Annotated in this window: 15 protein-coding genes; all 15 read right to left on the bottom strand. The window is 65.8% G+C overall.

Annotated elements, in window-relative coordinates:
• Positions 1-22: 22 nt before the first annotated feature.
• The gene (locus ABCN07_RS05985; RefSeq protein ID WP_343005828.1) at positions 23-1,255 is read right to left on the bottom strand and encodes an HD domain-containing protein; all 1,233 of its coding nucleotides are present in this window, start codon (positions 1,253-1,255) and stop codon (positions 23-25) included.
• 62 nt (positions 1,256-1,317) lie between these two features.
• A complete protein-coding gene (locus ABCN07_RS05980) occupies positions 1,318-2,472 on the bottom strand; it encodes a hypothetical protein (protein WP_343005827.1) in 1,155 nt (384 codons plus the stop codon).
• A gap of 3 nt (positions 2,473-2,475) precedes the next feature.
• Complete coding sequence (locus ABCN07_RS05975) at positions 2,476-3,771, bottom strand: SGNH/GDSL hydrolase family protein (RefSeq protein ID WP_343005826.1); 1,296 nt, start codon at positions 3,769-3,771, stop codon at positions 2,476-2,478.
• Positions 3,771-4,637: a metallophosphoesterase gene (locus ABCN07_RS05970; protein WP_343005825.1), complete on the bottom strand. Its 867-nt coding sequence runs from the start codon at positions 4,635-4,637 to the stop codon at positions 3,771-3,773. The genes ABCN07_RS05975 and ABCN07_RS05970 overlap by 1 nt, the downstream gene beginning before the upstream one ends.
• Before the next feature lie 20 nt (positions 4,638-4,657).
• Positions 4,658-5,266 (bottom strand): very short patch repair endonuclease, encoded by a 609-nt coding sequence (locus ABCN07_RS05965; RefSeq protein ID WP_343005824.1) that lies wholly within the window; start codon positions 5,264-5,266, stop codon positions 4,658-4,660.
• A 7-nt stretch (positions 5,267-5,273) separates the two neighbouring features.
• Positions 5,274-5,552 carry a YggT family protein gene (locus ABCN07_RS05960; RefSeq protein WP_330027518.1) on the bottom strand — a complete coding sequence of 93 codons (279 nt, stop codon included), beginning with the start codon at positions 5,550-5,552 and terminating at the stop codon, positions 5,274-5,276.
• 4 nt (positions 5,553-5,556) lie between these two features.
• Positions 5,557-6,384: a pyrroline-5-carboxylate reductase gene (gene proC, locus ABCN07_RS05955; protein WP_343005823.1), complete on the bottom strand. Its 828-nt coding sequence runs from the start codon at positions 6,382-6,384 to the stop codon at positions 5,557-5,559.
• Positions 6,385-6,450: 66 nt separating this feature from the next.
• Entirely contained in the window at positions 6,451-7,239 is a 789-nt protein-coding gene (locus tag ABCN07_RS05950; RefSeq protein WP_343005822.1) for a cell division protein SepF, read from the bottom strand.
• A gap of 50 nt (positions 7,240-7,289) precedes the next feature.
• Entirely contained in the window at positions 7,290-8,051 is a 762-nt protein-coding gene (locus ABCN07_RS05945; protein WP_320679055.1) for a YggS family pyridoxal phosphate-dependent enzyme, read from the bottom strand.
• Positions 8,041-8,856 (bottom strand): PhoU domain-containing protein, encoded by an 816-nt coding sequence (locus ABCN07_RS05940; protein WP_343005821.1) that lies wholly within the window; start codon positions 8,854-8,856, stop codon positions 8,041-8,043. Before ABCN07_RS05940 ends, ABCN07_RS05945 begins: the two co-directional genes overlap by 11 nt.
• A 38-nt stretch (positions 8,857-8,894) precedes the next feature.
• Positions 8,895-9,698, bottom strand: a complete 804-nt coding sequence (pstB, locus tag ABCN07_RS05935) for a phosphate ABC transporter ATP-binding protein PstB (RefSeq protein ID WP_293835034.1) — start codon at positions 9,696-9,698, stop codon at positions 8,895-8,897.
• Between the two features lies 1 nt (position 9,699).
• Positions 9,700-11,670, bottom strand: a complete 1,971-nt coding sequence (gene pstA / locus ABCN07_RS05930) for a phosphate ABC transporter permease PstA (protein WP_343005820.1) — start codon at positions 11,668-11,670, stop codon at positions 9,700-9,702.
• Positions 11,667-12,545, bottom strand: coding sequence for a phosphate ABC transporter substrate-binding protein (locus ABCN07_RS05925; RefSeq protein WP_343005819.1), 879 nt, complete (start codon positions 12,543-12,545; stop codon positions 11,667-11,669). Before ABCN07_RS05925 ends, pstA begins: the two co-directional genes overlap by 4 nt.
• The gene (locus ABCN07_RS05920) at positions 12,509-13,315 is read right to left on the bottom strand and encodes a polyphenol oxidase family protein (RefSeq protein ID WP_343005818.1); all 807 of its coding nucleotides are present in this window, start codon (positions 13,313-13,315) and stop codon (positions 12,509-12,511) included. Before ABCN07_RS05920 ends, ABCN07_RS05925 begins: the two co-directional genes overlap by 37 nt.
• Positions 13,315-14,424 carry a cell division protein FtsZ gene (ftsZ, locus tag ABCN07_RS05915; RefSeq protein WP_293815194.1) on the bottom strand — a complete coding sequence of 370 codons (1,110 nt, stop codon included), beginning with the start codon at positions 14,422-14,424 and terminating at the stop codon, positions 13,315-13,317. Before ftsZ ends, ABCN07_RS05920 begins: the two co-directional genes overlap by 1 nt.
• Positions 14,425-14,533 lie beyond the last annotated feature (109 nt).

The following is a 14,533-nucleotide window of genomic DNA, read 5'->3' as shown; positions in this document are numbered from 1 at the left end:
ATGACGTAGCCGGCGGCGTGAGCTAGCAGAAGTAGCCGCGGCGGCGGAACAGGGCCTCGGACTCGGGGAAGAGGTTCTGCGCGAGGGCAACGAAGTAGTCATCTGTCATGCTGGAGATGTAATCGACCACCGTGAGGTCGAGGTCGTCCTGCCAGCGATAGGTCTGGCCGTAGTATGACAGGGCTCGCTCGACGTCGACGATATGGTGCCGGAAGATCGGGCTCGACTCGTCACCGGCGCGCAGGTCATCGAGCATGCGATCGTACACGCGGGCGAAGAGCGCAGAGATTTCCTCCGCGCGCTCGCCGTTGAGCTCGCTCGCGTTGTATATCTTCTCGAAGTTCTCCCGCTTGGCGCGGCGCATCTCCGCGAAGGCCTCCTCGCTCATCTCGATGCGGTCACGGCCAAAGCTATGCTCGATGATGTCCGTGATGAAGGCACCGAGGGCCCACGAGTTATAGGCACCGCCAAGGCCATCGTCGAAGGAATCCTCCGTCACGAAGCCAGCGGCGATGGCGTCCTGGCGGTCCTTACCCACATAGGCGATGATATCGCTCACGCGGACGACACACCCCTCGAGCGTCATGGGACGGAGATGGCCGATGGCGCCCTCCCCCGTCTTCCAACAGCCGGAGACCACGGCATCAAGGTCATCGAAGCTCGAGAGGTCGCTCGTCTCGAACACCTGGCGCTCGCACTCGCCGTTGTGGCAGATCACGCCATCGAGCGTCTGGAGGGCGAGGTTACGCCCGGAGAGGACATCGAGAACGCGCACGCTCTGGACGTTGTGGAAGAACCAGCGGCCCGTGCGCGCATGGTAGGCGTCATTCAGGAAGCGCTCTCCTGCATGGCCGAACGGCGTGTGGCCGACATCGTGGCCGAGGGCGATCGCCTCGATGAGGTCGAGGTTGAGGCCGAGGGACAGGCCTATGTCCCTCGCAACGCGGCTCACGAGCTGCACGTGGAGGCCGCGACGCGAGATATCGTCGTTGGCGCGCAGCGAGTAGACCTGCGTCTTGCCCGCCAGACGGTTATAGGCGGGCAGGTGGATGATCTTCTCCGAGTCACGGATGAAAGCCGGGCGCTCCGCCCCATCGCGGTCGCGTGCGTCATCGCGACGGCGCACGGCCGCCTCGTTGGGAGTGGCGTAGGGACTCATGCCCCCGTGCGAGCGCTGCTCGAGCACGGCGGCGGCGACCTCACTCGAGAGGGTCTCCCTTAGCGTGGGCGCGCAGAGATTGATGCGACTGGACATGGCTCCTCCAGAGGTGTCGTCGATGACATTCCCCACTCTACACCACGCCGCGGACACTAATCCTAGACGAGGTAGCAGGGACGACGGAGCCCGTCGGTCTCGACGCTCATGCCGGCAAAGCGGCCATTGAAGACGAAGACGCTCAGCGTGTCGCAGCCATGCTCCGGCGCATCGCTCCAGGAGGCAAAGCCCCTCACGAGCTCGAGCTCGCTCGAGGAGAGCTCACGGGAGAAGGCCTCGCTCGTGAGAGCGGAGACGAACTGGGGAGACGCCAGCGGCCAGGTGCGCATGCCGCCCACGAGGCAGGCGACGTTGCGCTCCGCCGCCTGGACAAGCGCGTGGAGGCCCGCTCCGCCAATCTCGAGAATCCTCCCGAGGTCGACGCGGCGCCAAACGCAGGCGATGGGGCCGTCACCGTCGACGAGGCGGACGCGGCCCGGACGCACCTCTCGAATCGAAAGCTCGGAGACGTCGGCGAAGCGAGCGTGCACGCCACGGTCACGGAAGAGCGTGATGAAGCGCTCGATCTCGTTCATGTCAGTGTTTGCGCGGTCGCCCACGATGGAGAGGCTCATCGTCTCATCGCCGTAGGTGTAGTCGTCGCCGGGGTTGGTGTCCGGGAAGCCCGGGCCCGCCCAGGCGCGGTAGACGTCGAGCACGGAGTCGACGCACGCCTCGGTAAGGTCAAAGGCGGACAAGGTCTGGTGACGACGCTCGAACTCGGTGAAGATGCTGGAGCGCCTCCAGGCGCGCGTCACCTCGTCAGCGTCGACGACGCCCCTCGCCGCAGCAGTCGCCACGTTGAAGAGCTGGGCGGCGCCGTCATCGCCAAAGGCGATGTCGAAGCGCACGATGGGCGCCTGGCGCTCATAGCCGGTATCGAGGCAGCACAGGCGCTCCGTCGCGGCGTCCATGCCAAACAGGGCACGAAAGTCCCCGTTGTTGCGAAAGGCACGCAATGCCTTGTCGAGGACGGAATAGGCGATGTTGGAGAAGGTCTCGAGCCGCTCTAGGCCGTTGCCGTCAACGAAGACGGGCTCGCTCGACCAGGCAACGGGCTCGTCCCCGAGGCCCGCGCGGGTGCTCGCGAGGTAGCTCTCGGCCCAGGCGAGGTCGTGGGAGACGTCCTCGGAATCCTTAAGGAGACGAGCGTATTCATGGGCAAAGGCCTCGCTGGCCAGAGAGGCGATGGGATTCCTGGTGGCATTCTCGGTCATGGGTTACTCCTCGTCTTTAATCGAGTCCGCGGGGTCATCGTCTTGCTCACCCGCGATGGCATCTTCTGGGGTTGCAGCCGTACCAAGGCAGGCGCCACAACGGCCGAACTGGCCAAAGTCGCGCAGGCAAGTGCATTCGAGCAACTCGTCGAGGCGGGCGCCGACGAAGTCCGCGAGAATACGTGAGCCTTCCGCCGTTGGGTGGCCATCCGCGTCAGAGAGGAGCTCCTCGCCAAGCTCCGGCTGCACGACTTCATACACCGCGGCGCGCCCCTCAGAGACGCGACGGGCGCGTACGCGAGCGACGGCGTCGCCGATGATCTTGCCGATGAAAGGATAGCAGCTACCAGGCACGGACGTCTTTCCCCCAGCAGGTGGAACCATGACGAGAAGCGAGGCATCCGGCCAGAGCACGTCAACGCGCGAAAGGTACTCGGCGACCTCGCGAGAAACGACTGCGACGGAGGCCCGGCCGTAGCTGTAGTTTGCCCCCAGCGCCACGATCACGACATCCGGGGCGTCAAGACGGTCGAGGCCCACGAGAGCGCTCGGCTGAAAGACCTGACCTCCGACGCTCTGGTTCACGAGTTCAAGGCCACGCTCACGGGCGACGATGGAGGGCCAAGAGGCTGCGGGAGAGTCACACACGAAGCCCTGGGCCACGGAGTCGCCGAGAACGAGGAGACGGCGGGCGGGCACGTCGCGCTCCACCGGGCGCAGGAAGGTGCCGTTTCCGCGGACACGGCCAAGCCCGGCTCCCCTCAGGGCGGGAAGCCACACGCAGACGCGGCTCGCATCCGCAAAGCCCGGGAGCTGGAGCAGGTCGCCCGAGGCGGCACCGGCAGCAAGCTCGAAGGCGACCTCGCTGCCGCGAGTCCCGCGCTCGGCAGGCAGCTCGACCCCGTCAAGCGGAACGTCCGCGAGACACTTCCCATCGACGTCCACCGCAAGCGCGTCATGCGCGCTCGGGGCGAGGAGGCCCTTCTCGGCAACACCTGCAAGCACGCGAGACGTCGCCGCAGGCTCCGCATCGAGGGCGATCTCGAGGACGAGCTCGCTCGCGTCTGTCTCGAACTCGAGACGGACACCCGCACAACACGGCGCCATCTGCCGATAGATGCCGGGATACCATGCGGCGCAGCTACCGAGGGCACGCTCCTGCTCGGGCCAGAAGCGATGCGGGCGCACCCACTTGGCACCCACGTCCTCGAGCCATGCGGCGCCACGGACAAGCTCCGATGCCCACGCGGCGCAAACGACCTCGGAGGCATTGGCGGCACGGACGCGAGCGGCCTCCACTACTCCCCCTCCCTCACGTCTGCATACCAGGCCTCGCGATCGTCGAGGCGCAGGATGCCGACGCGGCCGACGGGCCAGCCCGCGGCGGCGGCGCAGTCGATATCGATGCGGTCCGCGACACCGCCCGTCTCGGGCCGGGCGCCAAGCTCGACAATCTTCCCGTGGCCATCCTCCGTCATGAAGTCTGAGGTCATGTCGTCAGAGTGGCGGGAAAGGTAAATCGAAGGCGTATGGCCAGCAACGACGACGGGGCCCATGCCCTGGGAGTCCACAAGGCCGGTGGGCATGCCCCAGAACCAGTCACGCACCCAGAGGAGCTCCTCCTCGTCGCGCTGGGCTAGGTAGTTCTCGAGCACCGCGTAGTCAGAGAGATCGGCCTCGGGGTTGTCCGCACGCCATGCCTGAGAGTCGGCGCTGTTGATGCCAGCATGTGTGAGGATGTAGTCGCGCTCGCCGGCGCGCACCACGTCATAGAGCGGAAGCCCCGCGACCCAGGCAAGCACCTCCGCGTACCTCTCGGCATCGAGGGTCTCAAGCTGGGAAGCCGTCGCGGACCCGCCGTTCTGCACCCAGTTCAGCCAGTCGACGAAGTTTGAGGAGTCGAGACGGGCGGTCGAGAACTCGCCGTCAACGGGATCTCCCGTCGCGGCGATGGCATTGAGCATAAGGCGCTCGTGGTTTCCCAAGAGAACGCGCACGCCAGGAATCGAACGCACGAGCGAGATGACGCCAAGGGGGTCTGGTCCGCGATCGACCAGGTCACCAAGCACGTAGACGACGTCACCGCCACCGGGAGCGGCGGCATTGAGCGCCTCGTCCAACGCATGGACATGGCCGTGGATATCGGATGTGACGTAGATCGACATGCTCGCCTCCTCCAAGCATGCTAGCGGCGACGCGGGTGGGCCCTTCGCGGGCCACCCTTTCCACTATGACGCATGCGAACCTTTCTAGCTGCGAGAACACGCCTACGCGTGGAGCGAGCGCCGATAACTATCACAGAACCGCCACGAGGCCAGACGAGATTCGGGCGCACGCCCTCACTCGAGACAGGGGATATGCCCGCACGCGGGCGCGCGGTACCCACACCGGCGAGCCGCACCTCACGGACGAGCTCGGCAAGCGTCGACTCCGCCCAAGAGCGCTTGAGGCGGCACTCCCAGACCACGAGGACCGTCCATCCGGCGCGAACGAGCTCGTCTACGTCACGCTCGTCGCGGGCGCGGTTACGCGCGAACTTCTCCTCCCAGAACTCGACGTTGCTCTTGGGCGAGCGCGTCGAGCAGAAGGGGCAGCGATGCCAGAAGCAGCCGTTCACGAAGATGGCGACGCGCTTGCCCGGATAGGACACGTCGGGCTTGCCGGGAGCGGCCTTCCAGTGGAGCCTATAACCGCCAAGGCCCGCCTCACGGAGAGCCACACGAACCTTGAGCTCGGGCTTCGTGTTCTTCGACTTATTCGCCTGCATGACATGGCGCGTAGCGAGCGAGGTCATGCGTGTCCTAGGCGAGCGCGAACAGGAGCTGGAAGAGCACCCTCTCGGCAGCGACGAGCACGAAGAGGGCGATCATCGGCGAGAAGTCCATGCCGCCGATGGGCGGGACGAAGCGACGGAAGATGCCCACGTAGGGCTCGACCAAGCTGTTGATCACCGTGGCGACGTCATCGAGGAGGCTGCCGTCGCGGCGAGGAAACCACGACATGATGCACCAGATGACGACGAGCCACTGATAGAAGTCAACCAGTGACGAAATGACACGGGCTACCTGATAAACACCCATGCGCCTAACCCCTCGCCAGCTCGGCCGTACGCGCGAGGGCGGCGTCGACGGCGGCATAGGCGCCCTCGGTAAGGGCCGGCTCAAGCTCAAAGAGAGCAGCGGCGGTGGTGCCACCAGGCGAGGTCACGCGCTCCATGTAGGCACGGGGGTGCTCGCCAGATTTGGCGAGGCTCTCCGCAACGCCAAGCATCGTGGCGTTGACCATCTCGCGAGCGGCGGCGGCAGGCAGACCAGCGCGAACGCCGGCACGAGTCAGCGCGTCGACCATGAGGGCAAAGTAGGCAGGCGCGCAGCCCACGACGGCGCCCTCGGCGTCAAGCTGGTCCTCGCGCATGACCTTGGCAGAGCCGAGCGTGGCGAACATCTCACGAACGAGCTCGATGTCAGCGGGAGTGGCCGTGCTGCCACCGCAAACGGCGGACGCACCGGAGCGCACGGAAACGGGCAGGTTGGGCATGACGCGGACGACGTGGCACGCGGGGAGCGCGGCCTCGAGCGTCGAGAGCGCCGTGCCAGCGGCGATCGAGACGACGAGCGAGCCGGCGAGCGCGGGCGCGCTCTGAGCAAGAAGGGCACCAAGGACCTGCGGCTTCACCGCGAGCACCACGACATCGGGATGCTCGGCAAGGAGCGCGTCGGACGTGGCGAGCACGCGCACGCCCGCCTCGACGGCGAGGGCCTCGAGCTTGGAGGCGTTATGGTCGCAGACGAGGACGCGGGAGCCCTCGATGGCGCCGGCCTCGACGAGGCCGCGCGCGATGGCGCCACCCATCGAACCGGCACCGATGACGCCAACCGTGATGCCCGCAAGGGCGGTGTTGTTCTCAGGCATGCAAACTCCAAACATAAGGGCGGTGGCACGCAGCCACCGCCCCGGACAATACAGGCGCGCGGAAAGCTAGCGGGCGAGACCCTCGCGGGTGAGCTTCGCCCTGTCGGTCTCGGAGAGCTCGACGCCTTGCGGAAGCACGACGAAGACGCGGTCTCCGAGCTCCTCGACCGAGCCGTCGATGCCGCAGGCAAGGCCAAAGCTGAAGTCGAGGATGCGCTTGGCGACCTCGATCTTGAGGTTCTTGAAGGAGAGCACCACGGGCTGGTTGGTGCGGACGCGACGGACCACAGTTTGGACGTCGTCATAGCTCGTGGGCTTGAGAACGTACGCCGGAAGCTTGCCGCTCGTGACGCGCGGAACGGCAGTCAGGCCCACGTCACCAGGCGTGTTACCCGTGGCGCCAAAGACGCCGGGCTGAGTCGCGGGAGGCACGAAGGAGCTGGGCTCATCGGTGCGCGTGTCGGCAAGGTAGTCGCGAGGGGCGGCGTCGTCCTTGCGCCAGGAGTCATCCGCGGCACGATATGCGCCGTCGGAGCCGTAGGCGTTGTTGGAGCCATAGACGTCGCCGGCGCGACCAAAGTCGTCGCCAGAGAGGTGACGGCCGGAACGCGTGTAGACACTGATGCTGTCAGCGTCCGGACGCGAAGGGTTGCCGAGAAGACCGGAGCCTTGCTGCTGCTGTCCGCGGTCAGCGTAGCGGTCGCCACGCTGCGGGGCATCGTCGTAGTAGCCCGCATCGCCGTCATACGGCTCGTCGTAGTCGTCGTACTCGTCTTCGTAGTAGTCATCCTGACGGTTGTCCTGGGGACGGAGATGGTCCTGGACTGCGTCCTTGATGTTGTCAAAAAAGCCCATGGTGTCTCCCATGTCTCGTCTGGGCGCCGAGGTGGCGCCCCCGCGTATGCCTACTTGAGGCCGTACTCGGAGGAAAACGCTATACGTCCAAGTCTAACGAGGGTGGAGCCCTCCTCGACCGCGATTCCAAAATCATCGCTCATTCCGCAGGAAAGAACCGGAAGAGGAAGACCCATGCGCGAGCGAAGGTCGCATGCGAGCTCCCTCGCGCCCGAGAAGGTCGCGCGAGCGGCCTCGGGGTCATGGGCCGGGGCCATCGTCATGAGACCCTCGAAGGCAAGGCCCTCGAGGCCAACGAGCTCCTCCGCCTGCTCACGAACCTCATCAGGCGAGAAGCCACCCTTGCTCTCCTCGCCGCTAACGTTGCACTCAAGCAGCGCCGGCATGACGAGGCCGGCACGGACGGCGCGTTCGGACACCGCGCGGGCGAGCTCGAGGCTCGAGATCGACTGGATGCGCTCGGCACGGCCCAGCACCTGGTTGATCTTGTTCTTCTGGAGGTTGCCGATCATGTCGAAGCGGGGGGCCTCCACGCCAGCGGCCGCAAAGGCGTCGAGCTTGCGGACAAGCTCCTGAGGTCGGTTCTCGGCAAATGCGTCCCAGCCGGCACGCATGGCGGCGACGACCTCGCGGGGTCCAACCGTCTTGGAGACCGCAAAGGCCGTGACCTCGCAGAGCTCGCGTCCGGAACGGGAGCACGCTTCCGCGATCTGATCCATGATCCGGGCATGGCGCTCGTCCATGAAGGCTTGATAGGCGGCCTCGGGCTCGAGGTCCACGGCACTCGCGACAGCGTCCTCGCTACTGGCCATCGGTCTCACCCTCAGCCTTCGCGGCCGGCGCGGTTTCATCGTTCTTGAGCTCGGGAATCTGACCCACGAGCTCCTCGTCGACCTGCTTGTCCGCCACGAGGCCGGCACTGCGGGCGGCGTACATCTCGGCGAGGTCATCGTCGTCGAGGTCCTGCAGGTCATCAAGGTTGCGGCGCTTGCCCGTGAGCAAGAAGACGAGCTTCTCGCCCACCTCGACGGCGTTGTCGGAAATGCGCTCGAGCATGCGGGACGCCATGATGACGCGGCTCGCAGCATCCTTGTCGTCATCCGGGCCAAGCGTGGAGAGGCGCCTGAAGAACTGCTTGTAGAGGTCATCGACCGGCTCATCGAGCACGGGCAGCGAGGACGCGAGGCGCAGGTCCTCGTTCACGATGGCCATGACGCAGTTCGAGAGGACACCGTAGACGAGGTGCCCCTCGCCCACGAGAAGGTCGATGAGCTGCGCGGGGACGTCGCGACCGGCGCAGCGCTTCGCGGTCTTGGCGATGTTGCGCACGTGGTTGGACATGCGCGCGAGGTTGAAGTTCGCGTAGATCACGAACTGGATGAGACGAAGGTCGCTCGCGACGGGCTGCTGCGTGGCGATGAGCATGAAGGCCTTCTGCTCGAGGGCGGCGCAGTGGTCATCAAGCCGTCGCGTCTCCGCCTTGACGGCCTTGGCCTTCTCCCTGTTGCCCTCCTCAAGGGCATCGAGCGCCTCGTGGAGCTGAAGGTCGATGTTTGCGTAGATGTAGACGAGCTCCTGGCGAAGCTCGGTGAGCTGGCGATTGAATGCCTCACGCATGGTGTCCTCCTCAGGTGCTTTGGGCCGGATGGTCGCGATCAGCCGAAGCGGCCGGTGATGTAGTCCTCGGTGCGCTGGTCGCTCGGGGAGTTAAAGATCTCGTTCGTGTCGCCGTACTCGACGAGTCCGGCGGGCTCGCCCGCGTGCTCCTGCAGGAAGAAGGCCATGTAGTCAGAGATGCGGGCCGCCTGCTGCATGCTGTGGGTGACGATGATGATGGTCATTTCGCTCGAGAGCTCGGCCATGAGGTCCTCGACGCGCTGGACGCTCGTCGGGTCGATGGCGCTGCAGGGCTCGTCCATGAGAAGGACGTCGGGCTGGACGGCGAGGGTGCGCGCGATGCAGAGACGCTGCTGCTGGCCGCCAGAGAGGGCGAGGCCGTTCTTGTCGAGCTGGTCCGCGACCTCCTTCCAGAGGTTCGAGCGCTTGAGCGACTCCTCCACGATGTCATCGAGGTCACCTTTGCTGGTCACACCCAAAAGGCGCGGGCCAAAGGCGACGTTCTCGTAGATCGACTTCGGGAAGGGGTTGGGCTGCTGGAAGATCATGCCAACGCGACGGCGAAGGTCGACCGGGTCGACGCCCTCCGCGTAGATGTCGGCGCCGTCGAGGGACATGGTACCCGCGGTGTGAGTGCCCTCGATGAGGTCATTCATGCGGTTCATGCAGCGCAGGAAGGTCGACTTGCCGCAGCCAGACGGGCCGATGAAGGCCGTGATCTTGTTGGGCGCGACATCCATGGTGACACCGGAGAGCGCGTGGAAGTCTCCGTACCAGAAGCCAAAGTCCTCGACGTGGATGCCCATGCCGCCGTTCTCAGGCGCGTGGCGATAGACGGTCATGCTAGTTTCCCTTCGACTTCGATGCGGAACGACGCGACAGGTAGCGCGCGAACAAGTTAAAGGCCAGGATCATCACCATGAGCAGAAGGGCGGTGCCATAGGCGGCCTGCATGTTGATGCCCTCGTTGGCAAGCTGGTACAGGTGGATGGTCATCGGACGGCCGGAGTCAAGCGGCGTGAGGGGCAGGTTGATCGCCTGACCCATCGTGTAGAGCACGACGGCCGTCTCGCCGATGGCGCGGCCGATGGCCAGCACGATGCCCGTGGCGATCCGTGGGAAGGCGCTCGGGAGAACGATCTTGGAGACGACCTGCCACTTCGTGGAGCCGAGGCCGTAGGCGCCCCAGCGAATGTAGCGGGGCACCGAGCGAATGGCCTCCTCCGTGGTGCGCATGACGATCGGGAGCATCATGAGCGCGAGGGCGAGGGCGGCGGAGAGCATCGAGAGCCCAAAGCCCATCGCCTCGACGAAGAGCGCGTAGCCGAAGAGGCCCATCACGATGGAGGGAACGGACGAGAGCGTGTCTGCGGCATAGCGGATGAAGGTGACGAGGCGACCCTGCTTCGCGTACTCCGCGAGGTAGACCGCCGCGAGGACGGCGATCGGTACGCAGATGAGCATGGCGAGCGCCGTGACATAGAGGGTCGAGACGATCGTCGGGAAGATGCCGCCCTCCGCGTTAACGCCCTCGGGCCAGCCAAAGATGAAGTCGAGCGACATCACGGGCAGACCGTTCACGGCAACGAAGCCGATGATGAGGACGAGAACCGCCGTCGCGATGACGCCCGCGGCGCGGAAGACGCCGATCATAAGGTCATTCGTGCGGTTCTTGTTCGAGCCGCCGGCAGAGGAGGAGCCCTGGGCAAGAAGACGCTTGATACGGGCGCGGCTGCCCTCTCGGGGCTCCGTGACGACGCCGGTAACGGGGGTGACGTCATCGCCGGTGAGGACCTGCACGGGCGCGTGCTCCGCGGGATCCTCGGGATGGTCGAACGATATGCCGCCGGCAGCGACGGCCGCGCGGTCCGCGGCCTTGGCACGGCGATGCTTCGAGCGTCCGCGGCCATCCTCCCTCATGCTCGACATCTTGCGAACGATGCCCACGAGGGCCGCGGAGATGATGAACAGCACACAGCCCATGCCAAACAGGGCGCTCCTGTGGAGACCGCTCGAGTAGCCCATGTCGAGCGCAACCTGGCTCGTGAGCGTGGAAAGCGGGCTTGCGATGCCGGCAGGGATAACGGGCGCGTTGCCCACGACCATGAGGACGGCCATCGTCTCGCCGATAGCGCGACCCATGCCGAGGACCACGGCGTTCACGATGCCCATCTTCGCCGCGGGAAGGACGACCTTGTAGATGGTCTGCCAGCGCGTGGCGCCCATTGCGAAGCTCGCCTCGCGAATGCCCATAGGGATGGAGCGCAGCGCGTCCATCGTGAGCGTGGTGATGGTGGGCACGATCATGATTGCGAGCACGAGCCAGACCGTGAGGGCGCCGAAGCCCAGGCCACCCGTGAGCTTGGCCACGATCGGGCGGAGGATGACGAGGCCAAAGAAGCCGTAGACGACGGACGGCACGCCGGCGAGCAGGTCAACGGCGGTGCTGACGACGCTCGCGAGCTTCTTGCCGGCAATCTCCGTCAGGAAGACCGCGCAGCCCACGGCAAGGGGCACGCCAAGGGCAAGGGAGCCCACCGTGACGATGCCAGAGCCGGCGAGCAGGGCAAGGATGCCGTAGCGGCCCTCCGTGGGAGCCCAGTTGAGGCTGAAGAAGTCTTTGAGGCCGATCTGGGTGATGACCGGGATCGCCTTCCAGAAGGTGAAGATGAAAATGAGGATGACGGCCAAGACCGCCACGCACGCGCAGGCGAGGAAGAGGTTCTTGAGGGCAGTCTCCTTCATGCGCGTGGCGCGCGTCACCTGCTTCAGGCTCGCGGGCTGCTGAGACGGGGTGCTGGTGGTATCGCTCACTTGCCCTCACTCCCCTCTCCCTGCGTCTGGTGGGCGGGGATGTAGCCCGCGTCGCGGATGGTGTCGTTCATGGCATCGGAGAGGACGTAGGAGATGTAGTCATAGGCGGAGTCATAGGCGGCGCCCTGCGGGTCTCCGTTGGTGAAGAAGTAGAGATCACGCGAGATGGGATAAGACCCGTCCTCGACGTTCTCCTCCGTCGCCTCGACGCCGTCGATCGTCAGGGAGCGCACGGAGGTGCTGGCGAAGTCGTTGTCGACAAAGCCGATGGAGATGTAGCCGATGGCACCGGGCGTGCGGCTCACGACATCGCGGACCTGCCCCGTGCCGGGGAGAACCGCGGCGGTGCGGTCGAACGAGACGTCGCCCATGACAATCGTGCGGAACGCCTCGCGAGTGCCGGAGGCCTCATCGCGGTTCACGACCTGAATGGCGAGATCAGGACCGCCGACCTCACTCCAGTTGCGAATCTTTCCGGCGTAGATGTCTCGGAGCTGCTCGGTGGTGAGGTCCTTGACCGGGTTCTCCGGGCTCACGATGACGGCGATGCCGTCATGCGCGATGACAGTCTCGACAAGCTCGTGCTCGGACTCCTCCGCCGTAAGCTGGCGGCTCGAGGTGGCGATATCCGCAGTGCCGTTGGAGACCGCCTCGATGCCGGCAGAGGAACCAAGACCACTCACGAGCACGTTCGTGCCCGTGTTGGCCTCGAAATCCTCGGCAGCCATCTCGGCGATGGGAAGCACCGTGGTGGAACCCGCGACGGTCAGCGTCTCGGAGGCGGAGGAATCCGCGCGACCCGAGAGCGTGAGCGCGCCCACAAGGGCGAGCGTTGCCGTTACGAGAGGTAGGCGATAGCAGCGTGACGACCGCATAGCCCCCCTTCCGCTCGATACGAAAAGAAACGACCGGTGTTGGCGGCCGTGGAAACGCACGAATCCACGAGGTTGGCGGCAGGAAGGCCGGCATCCCCGAGAGCGCACGCTATGGCTGCGGACAAGTCGAGGTTCAAGTTCGTCGAGGCAGCATGAACCATGCTACCAAACTCATCCACGAAGGTCTGCAGCAGCTCGGGCGACACCTCGTAGTCCTCGCCAAGGATGTGCGGGCCGACGTAGGCATAGACCTCGTCCGGGCGAGCGTTCGCCTCGCGGCAGAGGATGCCGAGGGCCTTGGCGGAGATGCGCGCGAGCGTCCCGCGCCAGCCGGAGTGGATAACCGCGAACGCCCCGGGCGCCGCAAGCACGACCGGGACGCAGTCCGCGAAGCACAAGAGCACGGGAACGCCAGGGGCCGTGCAGACGATGGCGTCTGCCCCCTCGAGCGCCTCGACGCGGGCGGCCTCGATGGCCTCTGGCGCGGCATCGCGAATGACGACCACAGTGTCCCCGTGGACCTGCTTGGGCTCCACGAGGTTGCGAGCGATGCGCGCGGCCCCCACGGCGGCGAGCGCACGTGCGCGGTTCTCCGCGACGTCCGCCGGGTCATCGCCGCAGCGAGACCCCAGGTTCAGACTCGCGAACTGGCCTTTTGAGACTCCACCCTCACGCTCGGTAAACGCGAACGTGACCCCGCCCGGGCGATCGATGTCGCCGAGCAGGGTCACGCCATTCGAGACGTACCGGGTGAGCGAAGGGCTTGTCATTACAGGCGGCCACGCTTCAGGAAGTCAGGAATGTCGAACTCCTTGCTGCCCGTGGTGCTCGCGGCAGGGCGGGCGGAGGCGGCGGGAGCCGGGGCCGGGGTCTCGGCCGCGGCCGGAGCGCGGAAGTCACCGAGGAGGGACGGCTGCTGGGAGGCATCGGCGAAGCCGGTGGCGATGACGGTGATGCGGACCTGATCACCCAGGCTCTCGTCGACCGTGGTGCCGAAGATGATGTTGGCCTCGGGGTCAACGTTGGAAGCAACGAGGTCTGCGGCGTCGGAGATCTCGGTGATGCCGAGGTCCTTGTTGCCGGCGATGGAGAGCAGGACGCGAGTGGCACCGTCGACGGAGCTCTCGAGCAGGCGGCTGGAGATGGCCTCCTGGGCGGCGTCAGTGGCGCGATTGTCACCAGAGGCCATGCCGATGCCCATCATGGCCGTGCCAGAGCCGCGCATGATCGTGCAGACGTCAGCGAAGTCGAGGTTGATGAGGCCCGGGACGGTGATGAGATCCGTGATGCCCTGCGTGCCCTGGCACAGGACGTCGTCCGCCATGCGGAAGGCCTCGAGCATGGTCGTCTTCTTCTCGGCGAGGTCGAGGAGACGGTCATTCGGGATGACGATGAGGGTGTCAACGTTCTCAGAGAGGTTCTCGACGCCGCTAAGGGCGCTGGCGGTGCGCTTGCGGCCCTCGAAGGTGAACGGCTTGGTGACGACGGCGATTGTGAGGGCGCCCACGTCGTTCTTGGCGATGTCAGCGACAACGGGGGCAGCGCCGGTGCCGGTGCCGCCACCCTCGCCCGCGGTGATGAAGACCATGTCGGCGCCGGCGAGGGCGGCCTTGATCTCGTCACGGGAGTCCTCGGCGGCCTGAGCGCCGACCTCGGGGTTGGCGCCAGCACCAAGGCCCTTGGTAATGTCGGTGCCGATGTGGACCTTCACGTCCGCGTCAGACATGGCGAGAGCCTGGGCATCGGTGTTGACAGCCACGAACTCGACGCCGCGGATGCCCTCCTCGATCATGCGGTTGACGGCGTTGGTGCCGCCACCGCCGACTCCGACAACCTTGATGACGGCGAGGTAGTTGCTGAGGGTATCGGTGGCGCTCATGGTTCCTCCTTGCGTGGCAGTGCTTGTTGTGGTCGTTCTTCTGTGGGCGGGGCCCGTCTTAGTGGCGCTGTGTTTAGCCATATTCTTCAAACTCTCAAGCTCAGGTTTA

It is taken from the genome of Collinsella sp. 1033st1_E11_1033SCRN_220408, from assembly GCF_039062465.1.
Classification (GTDB): domain Bacteria; phylum Actinomycetota; class Coriobacteriia; order Coriobacteriales; family Atopobiaceae; genus Parolsenella.
The sequence above is the reverse complement of the archived record's forward strand: the minus strand, read 5'-3'. Positions and strand labels throughout refer to the sequence as shown.

Coding starts and splice junctions, on each gene's coding strand:
- ABCN07_RS05985 (WP_343005828.1), bottom strand. CDS start 1,255: ATGTCCAGTCGCATCAATCTCTGCGCGCCCACGCTAAGGGAGACCCTC.
- ABCN07_RS05980 (WP_343005827.1), bottom strand. CDS start 2,472: ATGACCGAGAATGCCACCAGGAATCCCATCGCCTCTCTGGCCAGCGAG.
- ABCN07_RS05970 (WP_343005825.1), bottom strand. CDS start 4,637: ATGTCGATCTACGTCACATCCGATATCCACGGCCATGTCCATGCGTTG.
- ABCN07_RS05965 (WP_343005824.1), bottom strand. CDS start 5,266: ATGACCTCGCTCGCTACGCGCCATGTCATGCAGGCGAATAAGTCGAAG.
- ABCN07_RS05960 (WP_330027518.1), bottom strand. CDS start 5,552: ATGGGTGTTTATCAGGTAGCCCGTGTCATTTCGTCACTGGTTGACTTC.
- proC (WP_343005823.1), bottom strand. CDS start 6,384: ATGCCTGAGAACAACACCGCCCTTGCGGGCATCACGGTTGGCGTCATC.
- ABCN07_RS05950 (WP_343005822.1), bottom strand. CDS start 7,239: ATGGGCTTTTTTGACAACATCAAGGACGCAGTCCAGGACCATCTCCGT.
- ABCN07_RS05945 (WP_320679055.1), bottom strand. CDS start 8,051: ATGGCCAGTAGCGAGGACGCTGTCGCGAGTGCCGTGGACCTCGAGCCC.
- ABCN07_RS05940 (WP_343005821.1), bottom strand. CDS start 8,856: ATGCGTGAGGCATTCAATCGCCAGCTCACCGAGCTTCGCCAGGAGCTC.
- pstB (WP_293835034.1), bottom strand. CDS start 9,698: ATGACCGTCTATCGCCACGCGCCTGAGAACGGCGGCATGGGCATCCAC.
- ABCN07_RS05925 (WP_343005819.1), bottom strand. CDS start 12,545: ATGCGGTCGTCACGCTGCTATCGCCTACCTCTCGTAACGGCAACGCTC.
- ABCN07_RS05920 (WP_343005818.1), bottom strand. CDS start 13,315: ATGACAAGCCCTTCGCTCACCCGGTACGTCTCGAATGGCGTGACCCTG.
- ftsZ (WP_293815194.1), bottom strand. CDS start 14,424: ATGAGCGCCACCGATACCCTCAGCAACTACCTCGCCGTCATCAAGGTT.